The following is a 17,451-nucleotide window of genomic DNA, read 5'->3' as shown; positions in this document are numbered from 1 at the left end:
GAAGCACTAACTCCGGCCGACAGCTGAAGCGCTCACGCTGACCGCAAAACACACCGGTTATAGGATCAAGCCTTACGGGCAATTAGTATCAGTTAGCTCAGTACATTACTGTACGTGCACACCTGACCTATCAACGTCCTGGTCTTGAACGACCCTTCAAGGGGCTCGAAGCCCCGGGGATATCTCATCTTAAGGCGAGTTTCCCGCTTAGATGCTTTCAGCGGTTATCTCTTCCGAACATAGCTACCCGGCGATGCCACTGGCGTGACAACCGGTACACCAGAGGTTCGTCCACTCCGGTCCTCTCGTACTAGGAGCAGCCCCCTTCAAATATCCAGCGCCCACGGCAGATAGGGACCAAACTGTCTCACGACGTTTTAAACCCAGCTCACGTACCTCTTTAAATGGCGAACAGCCATACCCTTGGGACCGGCTACAGCCCCAGGATGAGATGAGCCGACATCGAGGTGCCAAACACCGCCGTCGATATGAACTCTTGGGCGGTATCAGCCTGTTATCCCCAGAGTACCTTTTATCCGTTGAGCGATGGCCCTTCCATACAGAACCACCGGATCACTATGACCTGCTTTCGCACCTGTTCGACTTGTCAGTCTCACAGTCAAGCACGCTTATGCCATTGCACTATCAGCACGATTTCCGACCGTACCTAGCGTACCTTCGTACTCCTCCGTTACACTTTGGGAGGAGACCGCCCCAGTCAAACTGCCTACCATGCACTGTCCCCGACCCGGATCACGGGCCAAGGTTAGAACCTCAAACAGATCAGGGTGGTATTTCAAGGACGGCTCCACGCAGACTGGCGTCCACGCTTCATAGCCTCCCACCTATCCTACACAGACCGGTTCAAAGTCCAATGCAAAGCTACAGTAAAGGTTCATGGGGTCTTTCCGTCTAGCCGCGGGGAGATTGCATCATCACAAACACTTCAACTTCGCTGAGTCTCGGGAGGAGACAGTGTGGCCATCGTTACGCCATTCGTGCAGGTCGGAACTTACCCGACAAGGAATTTCGCTACCTTAGGACCGTTATAGTTACGGCCGCCGTTTACCGGGACTTCAATCAGGAGCTTGCACCCCATCATTTAATCTTCCGGCACCGGGCAGGCGTCACACCCTATACGTCCACTTTCGTGTTTGCAGAGTGCTGTGTTTTTATTAAACAGTCGCAGCCACCAGTTTATTGCAACCCTTTCACCCTTCTGGCGCAGGCCAGTCAGGCTATGAGGGCGTACCTTATCCCGAAGTTACGGTACCAATTTGCCGAGTTCCTTCTCCCGAGTTCTCTCAAGCGCCTTAGAATACTCATCTCGCCCACCTGTGTCGGTTTGCGGTACGGTCACTGTGAAACTGAAGCTTAGAGGCTTTTCCTGGAACCCCTTCCAGTTGCTTCGTCGCCTGAGCGACTCGCCTCGCACCCTTGAATTCCGCGCCCGGATTTGCCAAAGCGCCTTCTCCAATGCAAGGACCGGGACTTCCAACACCCGGACAACCTTCCGCGATCCGTCCCCCCATCGCATTTCACAATGGTGCAGAAATATTAATCTGCTTCCCATCAGCTACGCATTTCTGCCTCGCCTTAGGGGCCGACTCACCCTACGCCGATGAACGTTGCGTAGGAAACCTTGGGCTTACGGCGAGGGGGCCTTTCACCCCCTTTATCGCTACTCATGTCAGCATTCGCACTTCCGATACCTCCAGCACACTTTCCAGTGCACCTTCGCAGGCTTACGGAACGCTCTCCTACCATGCACATTGCTGTGCATCCGCAGCTTCGGTATATGGCTTAGCCCCGTTACATCTTCCGCGCAGGACGACTCGATCAGTGAGCTATTACGCTTTCTTTAAAGGGTGGCTGCTTCTAAGCCAACCTCCTGACTGTTTTAGCCTTCCCACTTCGTTTCCCACTTAGCCATATTTGGGGACCTTAGCTGGCGGTCTGGGTTGTTTCCCTCTTGACACCGGACGTTAGCACCCGATGTCTGTCTCCCGTGATTGCACTCTTCGGTATTCGGAGTTTGCTATGGCGTAGTAATCCGCAATGGACCCCACAACCATGACAGTGCTCTACCCCCGAAGGTGATACACGAGGCACTACCTAAATAGTTTTCGGAGAGAACCAGCTATTTCCAGGTTTGTTTAGCCTTTCACCCCTATCCACAGCTCATCCCCTAACTTTTCAACGTTAGTGGGTTCGGTCCTCCAGCACGTGTTACCGTGCCTTCAACCTGGCCATGGATAGATCACCTGGTTTCGGGTCTACACCCAGCGACTGGACGCCCTGTTCGGACTCGCTTTCGCTACGCCTGCCCTAATCGGTTAAGCTCGCCACTGAATGTAAGTCGCTGACCCATTATACAAAAGGTACGCCGTCACCCCTTCGCAGAGGCTCCGACTGTTTGTATGCATGCGGTTTCAGGATCTGTTTCACTCCCCTCCCGGGGTTCTTTTCGCCTTTCCCTCACGGTACTGGTTCACTATCGGTCGATCACGAGTATTTAGCCTTGGAGGATGGTCCCCCCATCTTCAGACAGGATTTCACGTGTCCCGCCCTACTTCTCGTACACCCAGTTCTTCCATGCTGTTTTCGTCTACAGGGCTATCACCTGCTATGGCCGCACTTTCCAGAGCGTTCGACTAACAATACAGATAACGTGTACAGGCTGATCCCATTTCGCTCGCCACTACTCTGGGAATCTCGGTTGATTTCTTTTCCTGCGGTTACTTAGATGTTTCAGTTCACCGCGTTCGCTTCACGCAGCCTATGGATTCAGCTACGGATACTCCATTAGGAGTGGGTTTCCCCATTCGGACATCTCCGGATCAATGCTCGTTTGCCAGCTCCCCGGAGCTTTTCGCAGGCTACCGCGTCCTTCATCGCCTGTGATCGCCAAGGCATCCACCACATGCACTTGTTCGCTTGACCCTATAACGGGTGTGTCTCTGTCGACCAGTGTTAGCGCTTTAGCGCTTACTCTGGTCCCATCCCCGGAGGGGACAGGTTCCCAAAGGAGTCGACCATTCACGTTCCGTTACAGGTTGAGTATTCGTGTTGCGCCGTATTCCAAGGCAATCTTTCGATCACCTTTAAAATACATCGATACAATCACAACCCTGATTCACCTACTCACACACCCATCTCCAGGTATGCTTTCGTGAATCTCTTTACTACTTCTTCCTGATTGTTAAAGAACGGCAGCCGGTATGAAGCCTGTGCCTCATACCGCCCTGACTGGCTCAATCGCCAATGCGCAACGCTCTGCCTTCAGGCAGAACCCTGCGCATTGAGGATTGGTGGAGGATGACGGGATCGAACCGACGACCCCCTGCTTGCAAAGCAGGTGCTCTCCCAGCTGAGCTAATCCCCCAGTCCCACAGCTATTCCAGCGGCCCCAGCCCTTCAGCTCACCAGACAAGACCGTGGTGGGTCTGGATGGATTCGAACCATCGACCCCCGCCTTATCAAGACGGTGCTCTAACCGGCTGAGCTACAGACCCCTGATGTCTGTCTGCGTTGCTTCCATTAACCACAGCCGATAAGCGTGAGCACTTGAGTGCAGTGAATGCACAGCTCTGGAAAGGAGGTGATCCAGCCGCACCTTCCGATACGGCTACCTTGTTACGACTTCACCCCAGTCATGAATCCTACCGTGGTGACCGTCCTCCTTGCGGTTAGACTAGCCACTTCTGGTAAAACCCACTCCCATGGTGTGACGGGCGGTGTGTACAAGACCCGGGAACGTATTCACCGCGGCATGCTGATCCGCGATTACTAGCGATTCCAGCTTCACGCACCCGAGTTGCAGAGTGCGATCCGGACTACGATCGGTTTTCCGGGATTGGCTCCACCTCGCGGCTTGGCAACCCTCTGTTCCGACCATTGTATGACGTGTGAAGCCCTACCCATAAGGGCCATGAGGACTTGACGTCATCCCCACCTTCCTCCGGTTTGTCACCGGCAGTCTCCCTGGAGTGCTCTTGCGTAGCAACTAGGGACAAGGGTTGCGCTCGTTGCGGGACTTAACCCAACATCTCACGACACGAGCTGACGACAGCCATGCAGCACCTGTGTTACGGCTCCCTTTCGGGCACTCCCGCCTCTCGGCAGGATTCCATACATGTCAAGGGTAGGTAAGGTTTTTCGCGTTGCATCGAATTAATCCACATCATCCACCGCTTGTGCGGGTCCCCGTCAATTCCTTTGAGTTTTAATCTTGCGACCGTACTCCCCAGGCGGTCAACTTCACGCGTTAGCTACGTTACCAAGCCAATGAAGGCCCGACAACCAGTTGACATCGTTTAGGGCGTGGACTACCAGGGTATCTAATCCTGTTTGCTCCCCACGCTTTCGTGCATGAGCGTCAGTATTGGCCCAGGGGGCTGCCTTCGCCATCGGTGTTCCTCCACATCTCTACGCATTTCACTGCTACACGTGGAATTCCACCCCCCTCTGCCATACTCCAGCGCTGCAGTCACCAATGCAGTTCCCAGGTTAAGCCCGGGGATTTCACATCGGTCTTACAGCACCGCCTGCGCACGCTTTACGCCCAGTAATTCCGATTAACGCTCGCACCCTACGTATTACCGCGGCTGCTGGCACGTAGTTAGCCGGTGCTTATTCTTCCGGTACCGTCATCCCTCACGGATATTAGCCACGAGGTTTTCTTTCCGGACAAAAGTGCTTTACAACCCGAAGGCCTTCTTCACACACGCGGCATTGCTGGATCAGGCTTGCGCCCATTGTCCAAAATTCCCCACTGCTGCCTCCCGTAGGAGTCTGGGCCGTGTCTCAGTCCCAGTGTGGCTGGTCGTCCTCTCAGACCAGCTACAGATCGTCGGCTTGGTAGGCCTTTACCCCACCAACTACCTAATCTGCCATCGGCCGCCCCTTGAGCGCGAGGTCTTGCGATCCCCCGCTTTCCTCTCCCGAGCGTATGCGGTATTAATCCGGCTTTCGCCGGGCTATCCCCCACTCCAGGACACGTTCCGATGTATTACTCACCCGTTCGCCACTCGCCACCAGACCGAAGTCCGTGCTGCCGTTCGACTTGCATGTGTAAGGCATGCCGCCAGCGTTCAATCTGAGCCAGGATCAAACTCTTCAGTTCAAACCTGTTACTGTTTTCGGGCTCTCTCGAACCCGGTCGCTCACTCAACGTACTGACGATGATTGATCCGTCTTCCGACAGACAAACCTTCCTCCAATACTGTGTGAGGCTTCTGATACTTCTGCCTGACAGCAGATTCCACAGAATCCGCCGCCGCATTCCGCATCAAGCGCCCACACTTATCGACTGTTAGTTTTTAAAGATCGGTCCGCCAGACCCGCCGCGCCTGAACCACCACTACCCGGCACTGCTTCGTTTGCGTCGCTGCGTCTGCAGCAGAGAAACGGGATTATGGAGAGCGGTCGACAACACGTCAATACCCTTCTGCGAATTTCTTTTGGGGGACAGCATTTGGGGACAGCATGCGAGGATACGACTCCATATACAGGAAAACGACATGGAGCCCCCTTGCGCAAGGAGCAACTCGCCCCTATCTAGGTTACGACGCGCGCATGGCCACGGACTATGCACCTGCGTAGCCTCACGCATGCCTGCGACAACAGCGGCGATGATTTGATGTGCACCCATGAGCGCGAACCCCCAAGCTCGTATATAATGCGAGCCGCGCAAAATTTCGCATATCCATCGGCCCGCTTCGAGCGGGCTCATCTTTTTTGCTCCCCAGAGCACAGCCCAACAACCGCGTTGAGTCACATCAGGTGATGCTGAGCCCTGCTCGAAACGCCTGACGGTAGCGTCTTGCGTCTCATAGCGAAGCCTCTAGAGGAAATTACGTGAACCCTTTTGATCGCGAAGATTCGCAACACGACACCGCCGCCTTCACTGCCAAAGTTCCGTCCGGCCGTTCGGCCAAAGGCAAGGGCGCCGGCAAAGCGATTCCCGTGGCAGCCGAGCTGCTGCCGCAACAAGCCGAAGAACGCCAGCGCCTGATGCGCGCACTGATCCAGCTGGGTAAAGAGCAAGGCTACCTGACCCACGCGCAGATCAACGACCACCTGCCCGACAATTTCACCGCAACCGCCGCGATCGACAGCATCGTCAGCGCGTTCAGCGACATGGGCGTGCAGGTCTACGAGCAGGCCCCTGACGCGGAAACGCTGCTGCTCAACTCGAATTCCCCCGCCGTGGTGTCGGACGACCAGGCGGACGAGGAAACCGAAGTCGCGCTGTCGACCGTCGACTCCGAGTTCGGCCGCACCACCGACCCCGTGCGTATGTACATGCGCGAAATGGGCGCGACCGAGTTGCTCACCCGCGCAGGCGAAATCGCGATTGCGAAGCGCATCGAAGACGGCCTGCACGAAATGGTGCAAGCGATCGCCGCGTGCCCGCTCGCGATCTCCGCGATCCTCGCGAGCGCGCAGCAGGTTGTCGACGGCGAGCTGCGCATCGACGAACTCGTCGACGGCCTGAATGAAGAGACGGCCGCCGCAGAAGAAGTCGCGAGCGCCGACACGGATGCCGATGAAGACAGCAACGCCGACGAAAACAGGGAAGACGAAGAAGACGACGACGTCGGTCCGGCCGATTCGTCGGCGGCGGACGAAGCTCGCCTGAAGCAGCTCACGAGCGACTGCCTCGAAATCTTCGCCCAGGTCGGCATTCTGTACGACCAGATGAACGCGTCGCACACGCGCGGCGACGTCACGTCGAAGGCCTATCTGCGCGCACGCGAAGACATTCAGCAGCACCTCGCGAAGATCCGCTTCACCGCACGCACGATCGACCGTCTGTGCGGCGACGTGCAGCGCCAGGTCGCGCAAGTGCGCGCGATCGAGCGCAACATTTTGCAGATTGTCGTCTCGAAGGCCGGCATGCCGCGCGAGAAGTTCATCGAAACGTTCGCGGGTAGCGAGGCCGACCTCGGCTGGACCGAGCGTGCCGCGCGCACCGGCGCGTCGACCTATGGTGCGGCGCTCGAGCGTCACCTGCCGGCCATCCAGTCCGAACAGCAGAAGCTGATCGACATCGAAGCGACGGTGTCGCTGCCGCTCAAGCATCTGAAAGAAATCAACCGCCAGATGGTCGCGGCCGAATCGAAGATGCGCAAGGCCAAGAGCGAGATGATCGAGGCGAACCTGCGTCTCGTGATCTCGATCGCGAAGAAGTACGTGAACCGCGGCATGCTGTTCCTCGACCTGATCCAGGAAGGCAACATCGGTCTGATGAAGGCCGTGGACAAGTTTGAATACCGTCGTGGCTGGAAGTTTTCGACGTACGCGACGTGGTGGGTCCGTCAGGCCGTCACTCGTTCGCTCGCCGATCAGGCGCGCACGATCCGCGTGCCGGTGCACATGATCGAAACGATCAACAAGCTGAACCGCATTTCGCGCGAGATCCTGCAGCAGACCGGCCAGGAAGCGCATCCTGCGGTGCTCGCGGAACGCATGGAACTGTCGGAAGAGAAGGTGCGCGGCATTCTGAAGATCGCGAAGCAACCCGTATCGCTCGAAACGCCGGTCGGCGACGACGGCGATGCGACGCTGGGCGACATGATCGAAGACGCTGGCGTATCGTCGCCGGCGGATGCCGCGATGCAGGCCGACCTGCGTGCCGCGATCGACGACGCGCTCGACTCGCTGTCCCCGCGCGAAGCGAAGGTGCTGCGCATGCGCTATGGCATCAACACGAAGTCGGATCACACGCTTGAAGAAGTGGGCAAGCAGTTCGACGTGACCCGCGAGCGGATCCGTCAGATCGAGAGCAAGGCGATGCGCAAGCTCATGCATCCGAGCCGTGCGGACCGTCTGAAGTCGTTCCTCGACCGATAAGCGTTTGCCACGCTTGCCGTGCGCGCTGCACGGCAAGCCGCCCACATCGTCATACACAAGCAGCGGGATGAACCGGTCGACGGTGAGTCCCGCTGTTTGCTTTTGTGCTGTACTTTTCCACCATTCTTCAGGCGCGAATTCTCCGCTTCGCTTCCCCCTGTTGTCCACAGATTTTGGGAACAAGCTTGTGGACAACCTGCGCATGACTGCGCTAACTCATTGAGCGTACTGCGTTTCGCGCTCGCGCCTGAGATGAGTCGCGTGTCTCGTTGCTTGCCGCACATCTTGCGAACCGCCGTCCATTGCCGCGCTCTCAACGCGAGTCCAATCTCAGAAGGCGCCACCATGATCGAGCAGATTCAGCATGCCCTCGCCGGTAAGCGGCGCCGCCACGGTGCTTTGCCCCAGCATATGCGGATCGAGGTAGCCGGAAACCTGCAGCGTGTCGACGGCAAAGCGCATCAGCCGATGCAGCACGATTGGCGCCCCAAGGCCGAGCGTGAACACGATGATCGCAAGGTTGCCACACTGCAAACTGAGCAGACGCGCCACGCTGACGTTACTGCCGAAATGCAATTGCGAGCCGAGCGACGTATTGCCCATCACGTGGCGCGTCAGCGCGACGACATAGAAGCCGCGGATCAGCATCGTGCCGATGGAGAACAGCGCATAAAACAAAAACAGCGATCCGAGCGCGGCCCGCGACGGCGCCGTACTCGCCCCCGGCACGTGGCCGACATGCATCGATGCGAGAGCGCCCTTCAGAAATACCATGAACAGCACCGCGAACAACGCGACCACGCCGACGAACGTAACGAGGAACAGACCGTAAACGACCCACGCGCGCCCCTTGAAGCGAAGCGCCAGGCTACCGAAGCTGCTCGCGTTGATGCGGCACTCCATTAGACGCATCGATGACCACGGCGTCATCTGGCCAAGCGTGACAACGCACAACAGCGCGTAAAGCAACGCGCGCACGCCGAAGCCGAGCGCCGAGCCGGTCATGCCGCCGCGAATACCGCACCACTGCGTCCGGCTCAGCCGATAGCGCTGCGCGCCGAAAAACGCACCCGCCGCGAACACGACGATCAGCAGATACAACGCGATGACAGGCAGCGAACCGAGTGCCGCGCTTTTCGTCAGCATGCGCAAGACCACGCTTAGCGCGCCAGCCGCGAACACCGCGCTGAACACGACCACAATCGCGAACAGAAAGCCCTTGAATAGCTCCGCCCCGGTGCCCGTGTACTCGAAGCGCTCGTCCTGAAACCGCATGCGCGACCAGACATAGCGGCGGTTGTTCGTGGTCGCCCAGAAGCGGTAAATACCGAGCGTCACGATTTGCAGCACAAGGTTTCTGAAAAAAATGCCGTAGAGGTCGCCGAGCGTGCCGTCGTAGATCAGCAGCGGCCGCTTCTCGTCGAGTGAATTCATTGCGTTGCCCTCTTTTCCTCAATTTAACGTTTTTGTGGCCCACTCACGCATTCTCCTGCGGCACTCATATGCGGCATGCATGGGCGAACGCGACGGGCGACGATGCTTTCCCGTGCGAAGGCCGACTCGTGTGGCGCGAACCCGTGTAAAACCTGTCTTTCAGACATTCCGGGAATCACGCAAAACGGAAGCCGGCCGGCAAGCACGATAATTACACGGTTTCTTATCTTTATAAATGGCATTTCCGCATATAAATCGACCACTTCCATTACAAGATTTGGTAACGCCCGAATTTATTCGAATTGCATAATCTTGAAATTAAGGCATGCAATAACGATTTCATTGGGGGCAATCATTTGAGGGGCCACTCGCGCGTACGCGCCGTTCGACGTGGCAATCCCGGACGACCTCATCTGCGGCTTGCCACGGTCGGTCTCATAGAAGGCCCGCGCGGACGAAAACGATTGCGTATTCGAACTCAACGCGATTCGCGATTAATAAGGAATGCGGTGAATTCTGTTAAATCGCCACAATTTATGGCATTTGGATAAAAAAACCCGGCTGCACATTAGATGCTCGCCGGGTAATCTGCCGCATTCCACTGATTGTGTTGATGCAATCAGGATTTTATTGCTCGTCGAAGTACTGCTCGAGCGCGCGGTTCATTCGGTGCACGCCGGTTTCAATCTCCTCCACACCCGGCGCGGCAAACGACAGGCGCAGCGCAGCTCTATCGGCCGCGTCCTTGTAAAACGCGACACCCGGCACGAACATCACGTTCTGTTCGATGCACACGCGCAGATAGTCGGACGCATCGCGTGCCGCGTTCAGACGCGCCCACACGAACATGCCGCCGGCCGGACGATGAAATACGATGTGCCGCGCGAGATGCGTGTCGAGCGCATCGCATAGCGCGCGGCATTTGACGGAATACGCATCGATAATACGTGGCAGATGCCGCTCCAACCCGCCGCTCGCGAGGTACTCGGCGGCAATCGCCTGGGTCCAGGGCGCGCTGCATAGATCGACGGTCTGCTTGGCGACCACGCATCGCCGCACGATCTCCGCGTGCGCGACCATCCAGCCGACACGCAAACCCGGCGCGACGATCTTCGACAGACTCGATAAATGCACGACCCAGTCGCGTGAACCGGGCACCTGCTCGCTCAATGCGAAAAGCGAAGGCACTGCCGTGCCATCGAAACGCAGATCGCCATACGGATCGTCTTCGACGATCACGAACCGATAACGCGCCGCCAGTTTCAACAATACGATTCGACGTTCGAGCGACAACGTCGCGCCGGTCGGATTCGCGAACGTCGGCACCGTGTACAGCAGCTTGGGAGCGCAACGCAGCGTGCCCGTCTCGAGCACCGCGGCGAGCTTCGCCACGTCGAGGCCGTGTTGATCGACGGGCACCGTGACGACGTCGGCCTGTTGCAGCTTCAGCGCCTGCAAAGTGGCCGGATACGCGGGCTGCTCGACGAGCACGACGTCGCCGGGCGCGACCATCACGCGCAGCAAACAGATCGAATCCTTGTTGCGAACCGGTCGTCACCAGCAGGTCTGTTGGCGCGCATGGCGTGCCGCGCCGTGCCATCAGCTGCGCGAGCTGTTCCTTGAGGATCGCGATGCCATCGGTCGGGCCGTATTGCAGACACAGCGTCGGCTGTTGCGAGGCGCGCGCGGCCGCGGCATCGAGTCCTGCACGGTCGAACAGATCGCTCGCCGGATAGCCGCCGGCAAACGAGATCATGCCGGGCCGCGCGAGGTATTTGAACAGCTCGCGGATCGGCGAGCCGCTCGGGGCTTCGAATGCGGAATTGAATGAGAACATGATGACGGCCGCCTGCCTTTCGTGTGATATCGATTGGAATGTCGAAGACAATCGGCGTCGATTGTGGCCATCGGCGGGCTCTGCGGCAAACGATATCTACGCACTACTTATTGCGTTTTTCGCATGACCCGCGCATCGAGCCATATAAGGCGCTACACCACGTTCTTTTCGATGATCGGCCGGTTTTCGAGCACGCGCGTAAAGCTTAGTGAACTGAGATCGAGCGTCGCATAGCGGCCATGCAGAATCAATTCGCTGATGCCGCGTCCGGTGGCTGGCCCTTGCTGCAAACCGTGGCCGCTGAAGCCGTTCGCGAAAATGCAGTTATCGATATCCGGGTGATGGCCAATGATCGCGTTCTGATCGAGCACGTTGTATTCGTAATAGCCGGACCAGCAGTTCTGCACGCGCAGCGCCTCGAATTGCGGCACGCGATTGGCGAGCGTCGGCCAGATCACGTCGTCGAATAGCACGTGATCGACTTCATCGAGCGGTAGATCGTCGGGATCGTTATCGGCCGACGGCGACGTGCCGCAAATATACGAATTGCCTTCAGGCCGGAAGTACACGCCGCTCGGATCGATCAGCAGCGGACAGCGTTCAAGCTTTGCCGGCGACGTGACGTTGAAGATACTGCGCCGCCGCGCATAGACGGGCAGATCGATGCCGACCATCTGTGCGACCTTGCGCGACCATGCGCCGGCCGCGTTGACGACGACGTCGCAAGCATAGGTCTCACCGTCAGCGGTTTGTACATGCGTGACGCGATTGCCCTCGCGATGGAGCGCGGTGACGTCTGCCGCGACATAGCGCGCGCCGAGCGCCTGCGCTTTCTTGCGCAGCGCCTGTACTAAACCGTAGCCGTCGAACCAGCCCTCGCCGCTTTCGCCATAAGCGCCGGCAACGAGGTCGTTGGTATTGAGCCAAGGGAAGCGCGTTTGCAAGCCATGCGTGTCGAGCAGGCTGATATCCGCGCCGAGGCTTTTTTGCAGCGCGTGATTCTCGCGCAGCGTCGCTTCACCGGCAGGTGTCGCGAGAAACAGGTAGCCGCCTTCGTGCAGATCGATCGAGGGCCGGGTGCCGTCGACTTCGAGCCGCTCGCCGATCGAGCGAAGAAACTCGATGCCGAACAGCGACATCTGAATGGAAAGCGGCGTAGAAAACTGCTGCCGGATCGACGCCGCCGACAAGGCCGACGACGAACGCGCATAGGTCGGATCGCGCTCGATTACCGTGACGCCGACTGTCGGATCGGACAGCCGCAAGAAATACGCAATCGAACTGCCGATCACCCCACCGCCGACGATCACGACTTTCGAACTCACGTCTTACTCCACGAGTAACGTGGCCGCTCCGGAACGCCGGGCGGCGCAAACGGATTGCTATCTGGAACGCGCGGCTGTGGCGCGCCGGACGGCGACGGCGGCGCACCGGCATCAACGCGATGCGCCGCCATCGTTCACGACGTCACACTTGCGCGCTCAGTCGAGATTGAAGTCGATACCCTGCGCAAGCGGCAACGCCGACGAGTAGTTCACGGTATTGGTCGCGCGACGCATATAAGCCTTCCATGCATCCGAACCCGACTCGCGCCCGCCGCCCGTTTCCTTTTCGCCGCCAAACGCACCGCCGATCTCCGCGCCGCTCGGTCCGATATTGACGTTCGCGATGCCGCAGTCGCTACCCGAAGCGGACAGGAAGCGTTCCGCTTCGCGCAGGTCGCTCGTGAACACGCACGACGACAAGCCGTGATGCGCTGCATTGTTCGCCTCGACCGCATCGGCGAAATCGGCATAGCGCAGCACGTACAGAATTGGCGCGAACGTTTCCTTCAGCACGACCGACGTTTGCGACGGCATCTCGACGATGGCCGGACGCACGTAGTAGCCGCCCTCATAACCCTTCACTTCGACTCGCTCGCCGCCGAACACCTTGCCGCCCTCGGCCTTCGCCTGCTGCAGCGCTTCCTGCATGCGGTCGAACGATTGACGGTCGATCAGCGGCCCCATCAGCGTGCCCTTTTCGAGCGGATTGCCGATCGGCACGCGGCTATACAACTGCTTCAGACGCTCGACGGTCTTCTCGTACACGCTGTCGTGCACGAACAGACGCCGCAACGTCGTGCAGCGCTGACCGGCCGTACCGACCGCCGAGAACAGGATGCCGCGCATCGCGAGTTCATGGTCGGCCGTCTGCGTGACGATGCCGGCGTTGTTGCCACCGAGTTCGAGCAGCGAGCGGCCGAAGCGCTTCGCCACTTCGACGCCAACCTTGCGACCCATTTCCGTGCTGCCCGTCGCGCTGACGATCGACGCGCGCGGATCGGCCACGAGCTTTTCGCCCACGTCGCGTCCGCCGTTGATCAACGCGGCCAGGCCGGCTGGCGTGTCGCCGAATTCCTTCAGCGCGTCTTCGAGAATCCTGTTCACGGCCAGCGCCGAGAGTGGTGTCTTTTCCGACGGCTTCCAGATCACCGCGTTGCCGCACACCAGCGCGAGCGCCGCATTCCATGACCAGACCGCCACCGGGAAATTGAACGCCGAAATCACGACGCAGGTGCCGAGCGGATGCCACGACTCCGCCATCCGATGACCCGGGCGCTCGGACGCGATCGTCAAACCGTACAACTGACGCGACAGACCGACCGCGAAATCGCAGATGTCGATCATTTCCTGCACTTCGCCCATGCCTTCCTGCAGGATCTTGCCCGTCTCCAGCGAGACGAGGCTGCCGAGCGCCTGCTTCTGTTCGCGCAGCCGATTACCGAGCAGCCGCACCAGCTCGCCGCGGCGCGGCGCCGGCACGTTACGCCACACGGCAAACGCGTCTTTGGCCCGGGCGAGCGCCGCGTCGACCTCGACCGCCGTCTGGCTGGCCACACGGCCGATGAGCTCGCCGGTGATCGGCGAATGAACGGCGATATCGCCGGCTTGCGAGGCTTGGGCAATGCCGAGATGGGCGAGGATAGTGGACGCGTCCATGTGAACCCCTTTAATTTCCGATACGAAACAAGAGTAAGTTCGGAAACTATACACGCGGGTTTTTGTGGCGGCAAGAAGATGCTTGGGGAGTGAAATACCGGTTGACAAAAGGGGGGGCGCTGTTTCCAGAAGGAAACTTCGTCAGACTTCGGGCGGGTGTCACGCTCGCGCGTCAAGCATCTGGCCCGCCATCCTCCTCCAGCACCGCCATCAACCGGTCGACGAGCACACGCGCGAACGGCGGCAAGTCCTTCAGACTGCGCACGCAGATCTTCAGCTTGCGCACGGCCCACGGATCGTTCAGGCCGACGATCGCGATCTGCATCGTCTTTCTGTGCCGCAGCGCGACCGACTCCGGCACGATGCCGATTCCGACACCGGCCTCGATCATCCGGCACGCGGCCTCGAAGTTGCCGACCTGGATGCGAAGTTTGAGACGCGCGCCGAGCGCATCGGCGGCACTCGTGATGAACGCGTGAATCGCGCTCGACGTCGGCAGGCTCACGAAGTTCGCGTTCAGCACCTGCGAAAAATCGATCGACGCTTGTCTCGCGAACGGATGCTCGCACGACGTAACCAGCACGAGCCGATCGTCGCGATATGGCAGCATCTGCAGATGCTCGGCATGCACATTGCCCGCGACGATCCCGATATCGGTCGCGCTGTCGGCGACGCCCTTGACGATCTCGCCGCTCAGCACTTCGCGCAGATCGATGTTCACGTCCGGGTGATCGCGCAGGAAACGGCTCAGCACGGCCGGCAGAAACTCGCTGATCGCGGTCGTGTTGGCCCAGATGCGCACGTGGCCCTTGATGCCCTCGCCATACTCCTGCATGTCGCCGGCCAGATGCTCGACGCGTTCGAGCACGAGCCGCGCGTGATGCACGAAGGCTTCGCCCGCGGGTGTCGGCGTCACGCCCTGGCTGGTTCGATAGAGCAGCTTGATGCCGAGCTGCTCCTCGAGATTCTTGACCCGGTTGCTGGCGGCCGGCGCCGACAGGTGCGAACGCTCCGCCGCACGCGCGAGGTTGCGCGTGTCGGCGATATGCAGGAGCAGGCGTAAATCTACGAAATCGAAGTGCATGATGAAAGCTGCTAGCGAAGCATGCGCAAAGCAAACTTTCATCTTAACCGGGTACAGTGAAAATTTAGCCGGGGAAAGATCCGAATCGACAGATCACCTTGATGCGCGCACGGCTTAAGCCGACTCTCGCATCATCTCCGCTTGCGGTATCAGCTCGGCATCGAGCGAAATCTCTTCGAGCGTCTGCTGACTCGTTTCGATGCGCAGCGCGAGAATCGCGATACTCAGCAACAACAGCACGCCACCGACCATCGTCAGCACACCCGTCACGCCGAACTCCGTGTAGAGCAGCAGCGCGACGTAGGGTGTCGACATCGACGCCGCGCGGCCGCACGTGCCGGCCACGCCGGTGCCGCGCAAGCGATGCGCGGTCGGAAACAGCTCGGGGATATAGCCGAACAGGCCGAGCGTGCAGACCGTGTAGATCGTCGTGACGAGCGCGAAACCGACGACCGCGATCGGCACTGGCGCGCGCATCTGCACGTAGACGAAGCCGAGCACGATCGTTGCAAGCGAGAACAGCACGATGCCGTTGCGTCGCCCCAGGCGGTCCGTCACGAAATAACCGACGACAGCGCCGGCCGGCGCACCGAACGACATCAGCAGCACGAAGCCGAGCGACTGCACGATGGTCAGACCTTCCTTGACGAAGAACGTCGGCAGCCACGCGACGAAACCGTACAGCGACATGTTGATCGCCATGCAGGTCAGCGCGGCGAGCAGCGTGCGGCCGATCATGCCGCGCGCGAACAGCGCCGAGAACGGCGCGGCCGGCACCTCGTGACTGACCACGCGCGAAACCGGCGGCAGCTTGCCGACGCGCGCCTCGACCTGTCGCTCGATTGCCGAGACGGTGGCCTCCGCCTCTTCGAGCCGGCTGACCGTTTCGAGCCAGCGCGGCGACTCCGGCATCCGATGCCGCAGGAACCACACGACCATCGCGCCAACCCCCGCGATCGCGAACATGTAGCGCCAGCCGAGATGTGGAATTACCCAATAGCCGACTGCGGTCGCGCCGAGCAGACCGGAGTTGATGATCAGCGCGAGCAGCGCGGTCCAGCGGCCGCGTGTGGCGGGTGGCACGAACTCACACAGCGTGCCGGCCGCGACCACGAGTTCGGCGCCAAGACCGATGCCCATGACGAAGCGCAGCAGGATCAGCCAGTAGATGTTCGGCGCGAAGCAGGCGGCGAGCGATGCGATGCCGAAGATCGCGAGATTGGCCTGATACGAATAGCGTCGACCGAAGCGGTCGCCGAGATAGCCTGCCAGCCCCGCGCCGATCATCATGCCCATGAAGGTCGCGGAGATGAAGAACGAGCCGAGGCGGAGATCGGTGAAGCCGGTTTTGACCATCGCCGCGAGCGCGCCGTTGGCGAGATAGATGTCGAAGGCGTCGAGGAAAGCACCCGCGCCGATCAGGCCGAGGATGTTCCAGTGGAAGCGGGTGATCGGCAGGCGGTCGAGGCGTGCGCCGGAGTTGATGGGGGCTGGCAAATTGTGTCTCCTGTCTTTTTAGGCTGCGCGCGGGCGAGAGGTGCAAGCGCGGAATAGTTCTGCGAGGCCGCCTTCGTTCGATGCGGCGGCTCGGGGCAGAGCGCTGAACGGCCGTTGTCGGATCGTGCAGGGCCGTTGGCTTCAAGAGTGCGACAGGTGACGTGGGGTGGGAATTGGGCTTTTTGGAGGTGAGTGTTCCGGTTTGATTAAGGGAATGGTAAAGAAGCGATTTGCATACCCGAAAGGCGGCAGCGCATCGAGGTCGATTAATGCAAGCCGTTTGTGTAACGGCCGCTCGCTAGTGAGCGTTCGCCAACTCGACAACTAAGTCCAGAAAGGCACGCGTCTTCGCCGGCATGTGATGCCGTGACCGATAGCACGCGTAGAGGGGATAGCGCTCGTCAGCCCAGTCGGGAAAGAGATTGATCAACCGCCCCTCTTTCCTGTCTCCGAATTACGGAATTCCAGGCATCGGTGGCTCGGGCCTTCGAGAACTTCCTGCTTTGCCGGCCGCCCCAGTCGCGCGATGTACGACGGCGCGGCGACCGTCACCACGACCGTGTCGAACAGCTTGCGTGCGACGAGAGTCGATGTCCTCGGCTCGCCGAACCGCAGCGCAAGGTCAAAGCCCTCGAGAACGAGATCGTCGAAATGGTCGCGCGCGATGAACTCGATTTCGAGTTCAGGATACGCATCCATGAACTGATCGAGTCGTTGCCCAAAGCCGGTGACTGAGCCGCAATTATCGCCGGCTCAAGCCC

Annotated in this window: 6 protein-coding genes, 2 tRNA genes, 2 rRNA genes and 2 pseudogenes; 1 reads left to right on the top strand and 11 read right to left on the bottom strand. The window is 59.5% G+C overall.

Going from position 1 to position 17,451, the window contains the following annotated elements:
• Positions 1-61: 61 nt before the first annotated feature.
• The 4 genes from OKW41_RS04935 to OKW41_RS04920 all read right to left on the bottom strand — a co-directional run bounded on the left by OKW41_RS04935 (position 62) and on the right by OKW41_RS04920 (position 5,125).
• Positions 62-2,943 (bottom strand): 23S ribosomal RNA (locus tag OKW41_RS04935).
• Between the two features lie 366 nt (positions 2,944-3,309).
• A tRNA-Ala gene (locus OKW41_RS04930) sits at positions 3,310-3,385 on the bottom strand.
• A 53-nt stretch (positions 3,386-3,438) separates the two neighbouring features.
• Positions 3,439-3,515 (bottom strand) — tRNA-Ile (locus OKW41_RS04925).
• Positions 3,516-3,594: 79 nt separating this feature from the next.
• Positions 3,595-5,125 (bottom strand): 16S ribosomal RNA (locus OKW41_RS04920).
• Together the 16S and 23S rRNA genes with 2 tRNA genes alongside form the textbook arrangement of a ribosomal RNA operon.
• Positions 5,126-5,859: 734 nt before the next feature.
• On the opposite strand from OKW41_RS04920, the gene rpoD reads away from it, so the two are divergent.
• Positions 5,860-7,857: an RNA polymerase sigma factor RpoD gene (rpoD, locus tag OKW41_RS04915; protein WP_429445109.1), complete on the top strand. Its 1,998-nt coding sequence runs from the start codon at positions 5,860-5,862 to the stop codon at positions 7,855-7,857.
• Between the two features lie 330 nt (positions 7,858-8,187).
• Here the strand turns inward: rpoD and OKW41_RS04910 are convergent, their stop codons facing one another.
• The 7 genes and pseudogenes from OKW41_RS04910 to OKW41_RS04880 form a co-directional block, all read right to left on the bottom strand.
• A complete protein-coding gene (locus OKW41_RS04910) occupies positions 8,188-9,291 on the bottom strand; it encodes a YjgN family protein (protein ID WP_429445108.1) in 1,104 nt (367 codons plus the stop codon).
• A gap of 627 nt (positions 9,292-9,918) precedes the next feature.
• Positions 9,919-11,128, bottom strand: a pseudogene (locus OKW41_RS04905) (PLP-dependent aminotransferase family protein).
• Between the two features lie 152 nt (positions 11,129-11,280).
• Positions 11,281-12,453: an NAD(P)/FAD-dependent oxidoreductase gene (locus OKW41_RS04900; RefSeq protein ID WP_429571741.1), complete on the bottom strand. Its 1,173-nt coding sequence runs from the start codon at positions 12,451-12,453 to the stop codon at positions 11,281-11,283.
• A gap of 156 nt (positions 12,454-12,609) precedes the next feature.
• Positions 12,610-14,109 carry an L-piperidine-6-carboxylate dehydrogenase gene (amaB, locus tag OKW41_RS04895; protein ID WP_429571740.1) on the bottom strand — a complete coding sequence of 500 codons (1,500 nt, stop codon included), beginning with the start codon at positions 14,107-14,109 and terminating at the stop codon, positions 12,610-12,612.
• A gap of 172 nt (positions 14,110-14,281) precedes the next feature.
• Complete coding sequence (locus tag OKW41_RS04890) at positions 14,282-15,193, bottom strand: LysR family transcriptional regulator (protein ID WP_429571739.1); 912 nt, start codon at positions 15,191-15,193, stop codon at positions 14,282-14,284.
• Between the two features lie 114 nt (positions 15,194-15,307).
• Positions 15,308-16,690: an MFS transporter gene (locus tag OKW41_RS04885; RefSeq protein ID WP_429571738.1), complete on the bottom strand. Its 1,383-nt coding sequence runs from the start codon at positions 16,688-16,690 to the stop codon at positions 15,308-15,310.
• Positions 16,691-16,988: 298 nt separating this feature from the next.
• Positions 16,989-17,419 (bottom strand): annotated as a pseudogene (locus OKW41_RS04880) (LysR substrate-binding domain-containing protein); the annotation flags it as partial.
• Between the last annotated feature and the right edge of the window lie 32 nt (positions 17,420-17,451).

Origin of the sequence: Paraburkholderia sp. UCT70, from assembly GCF_050434085.1 — a bacterium.
GTDB classification, from domain to species: Bacteria; Pseudomonadota; Gammaproteobacteria; order Burkholderiales; family Burkholderiaceae; genus Paraburkholderia; species Paraburkholderia tuberum.
Note: the sequence above shows the minus strand (reverse complement) of the source record. Positions and strands in the feature narration are given on the sequence as shown.

What these genes read in the sequence shown, in the direction of transcription:
- amaB (WP_429571740.1), bottom strand. Translation starts at nt 14,109, where the DNA reads ATGGACGCGTCCACTATCCTCGCCCATCTCGGCATTGCCCAAGCCTCG.
- OKW41_RS04890 (WP_429571739.1), bottom strand. Translation starts at nt 15,193, where the DNA reads ATGCACTTCGATTTCGTAGATTTACGCCTGCTCCTGCATATCGCCGAC.
- OKW41_RS04910 (WP_429445108.1), bottom strand. Translation starts at nt 9,291, where the DNA reads ATGAATTCACTCGACGAGAAGCGGCCGCTGCTGATCTACGACGGCACG.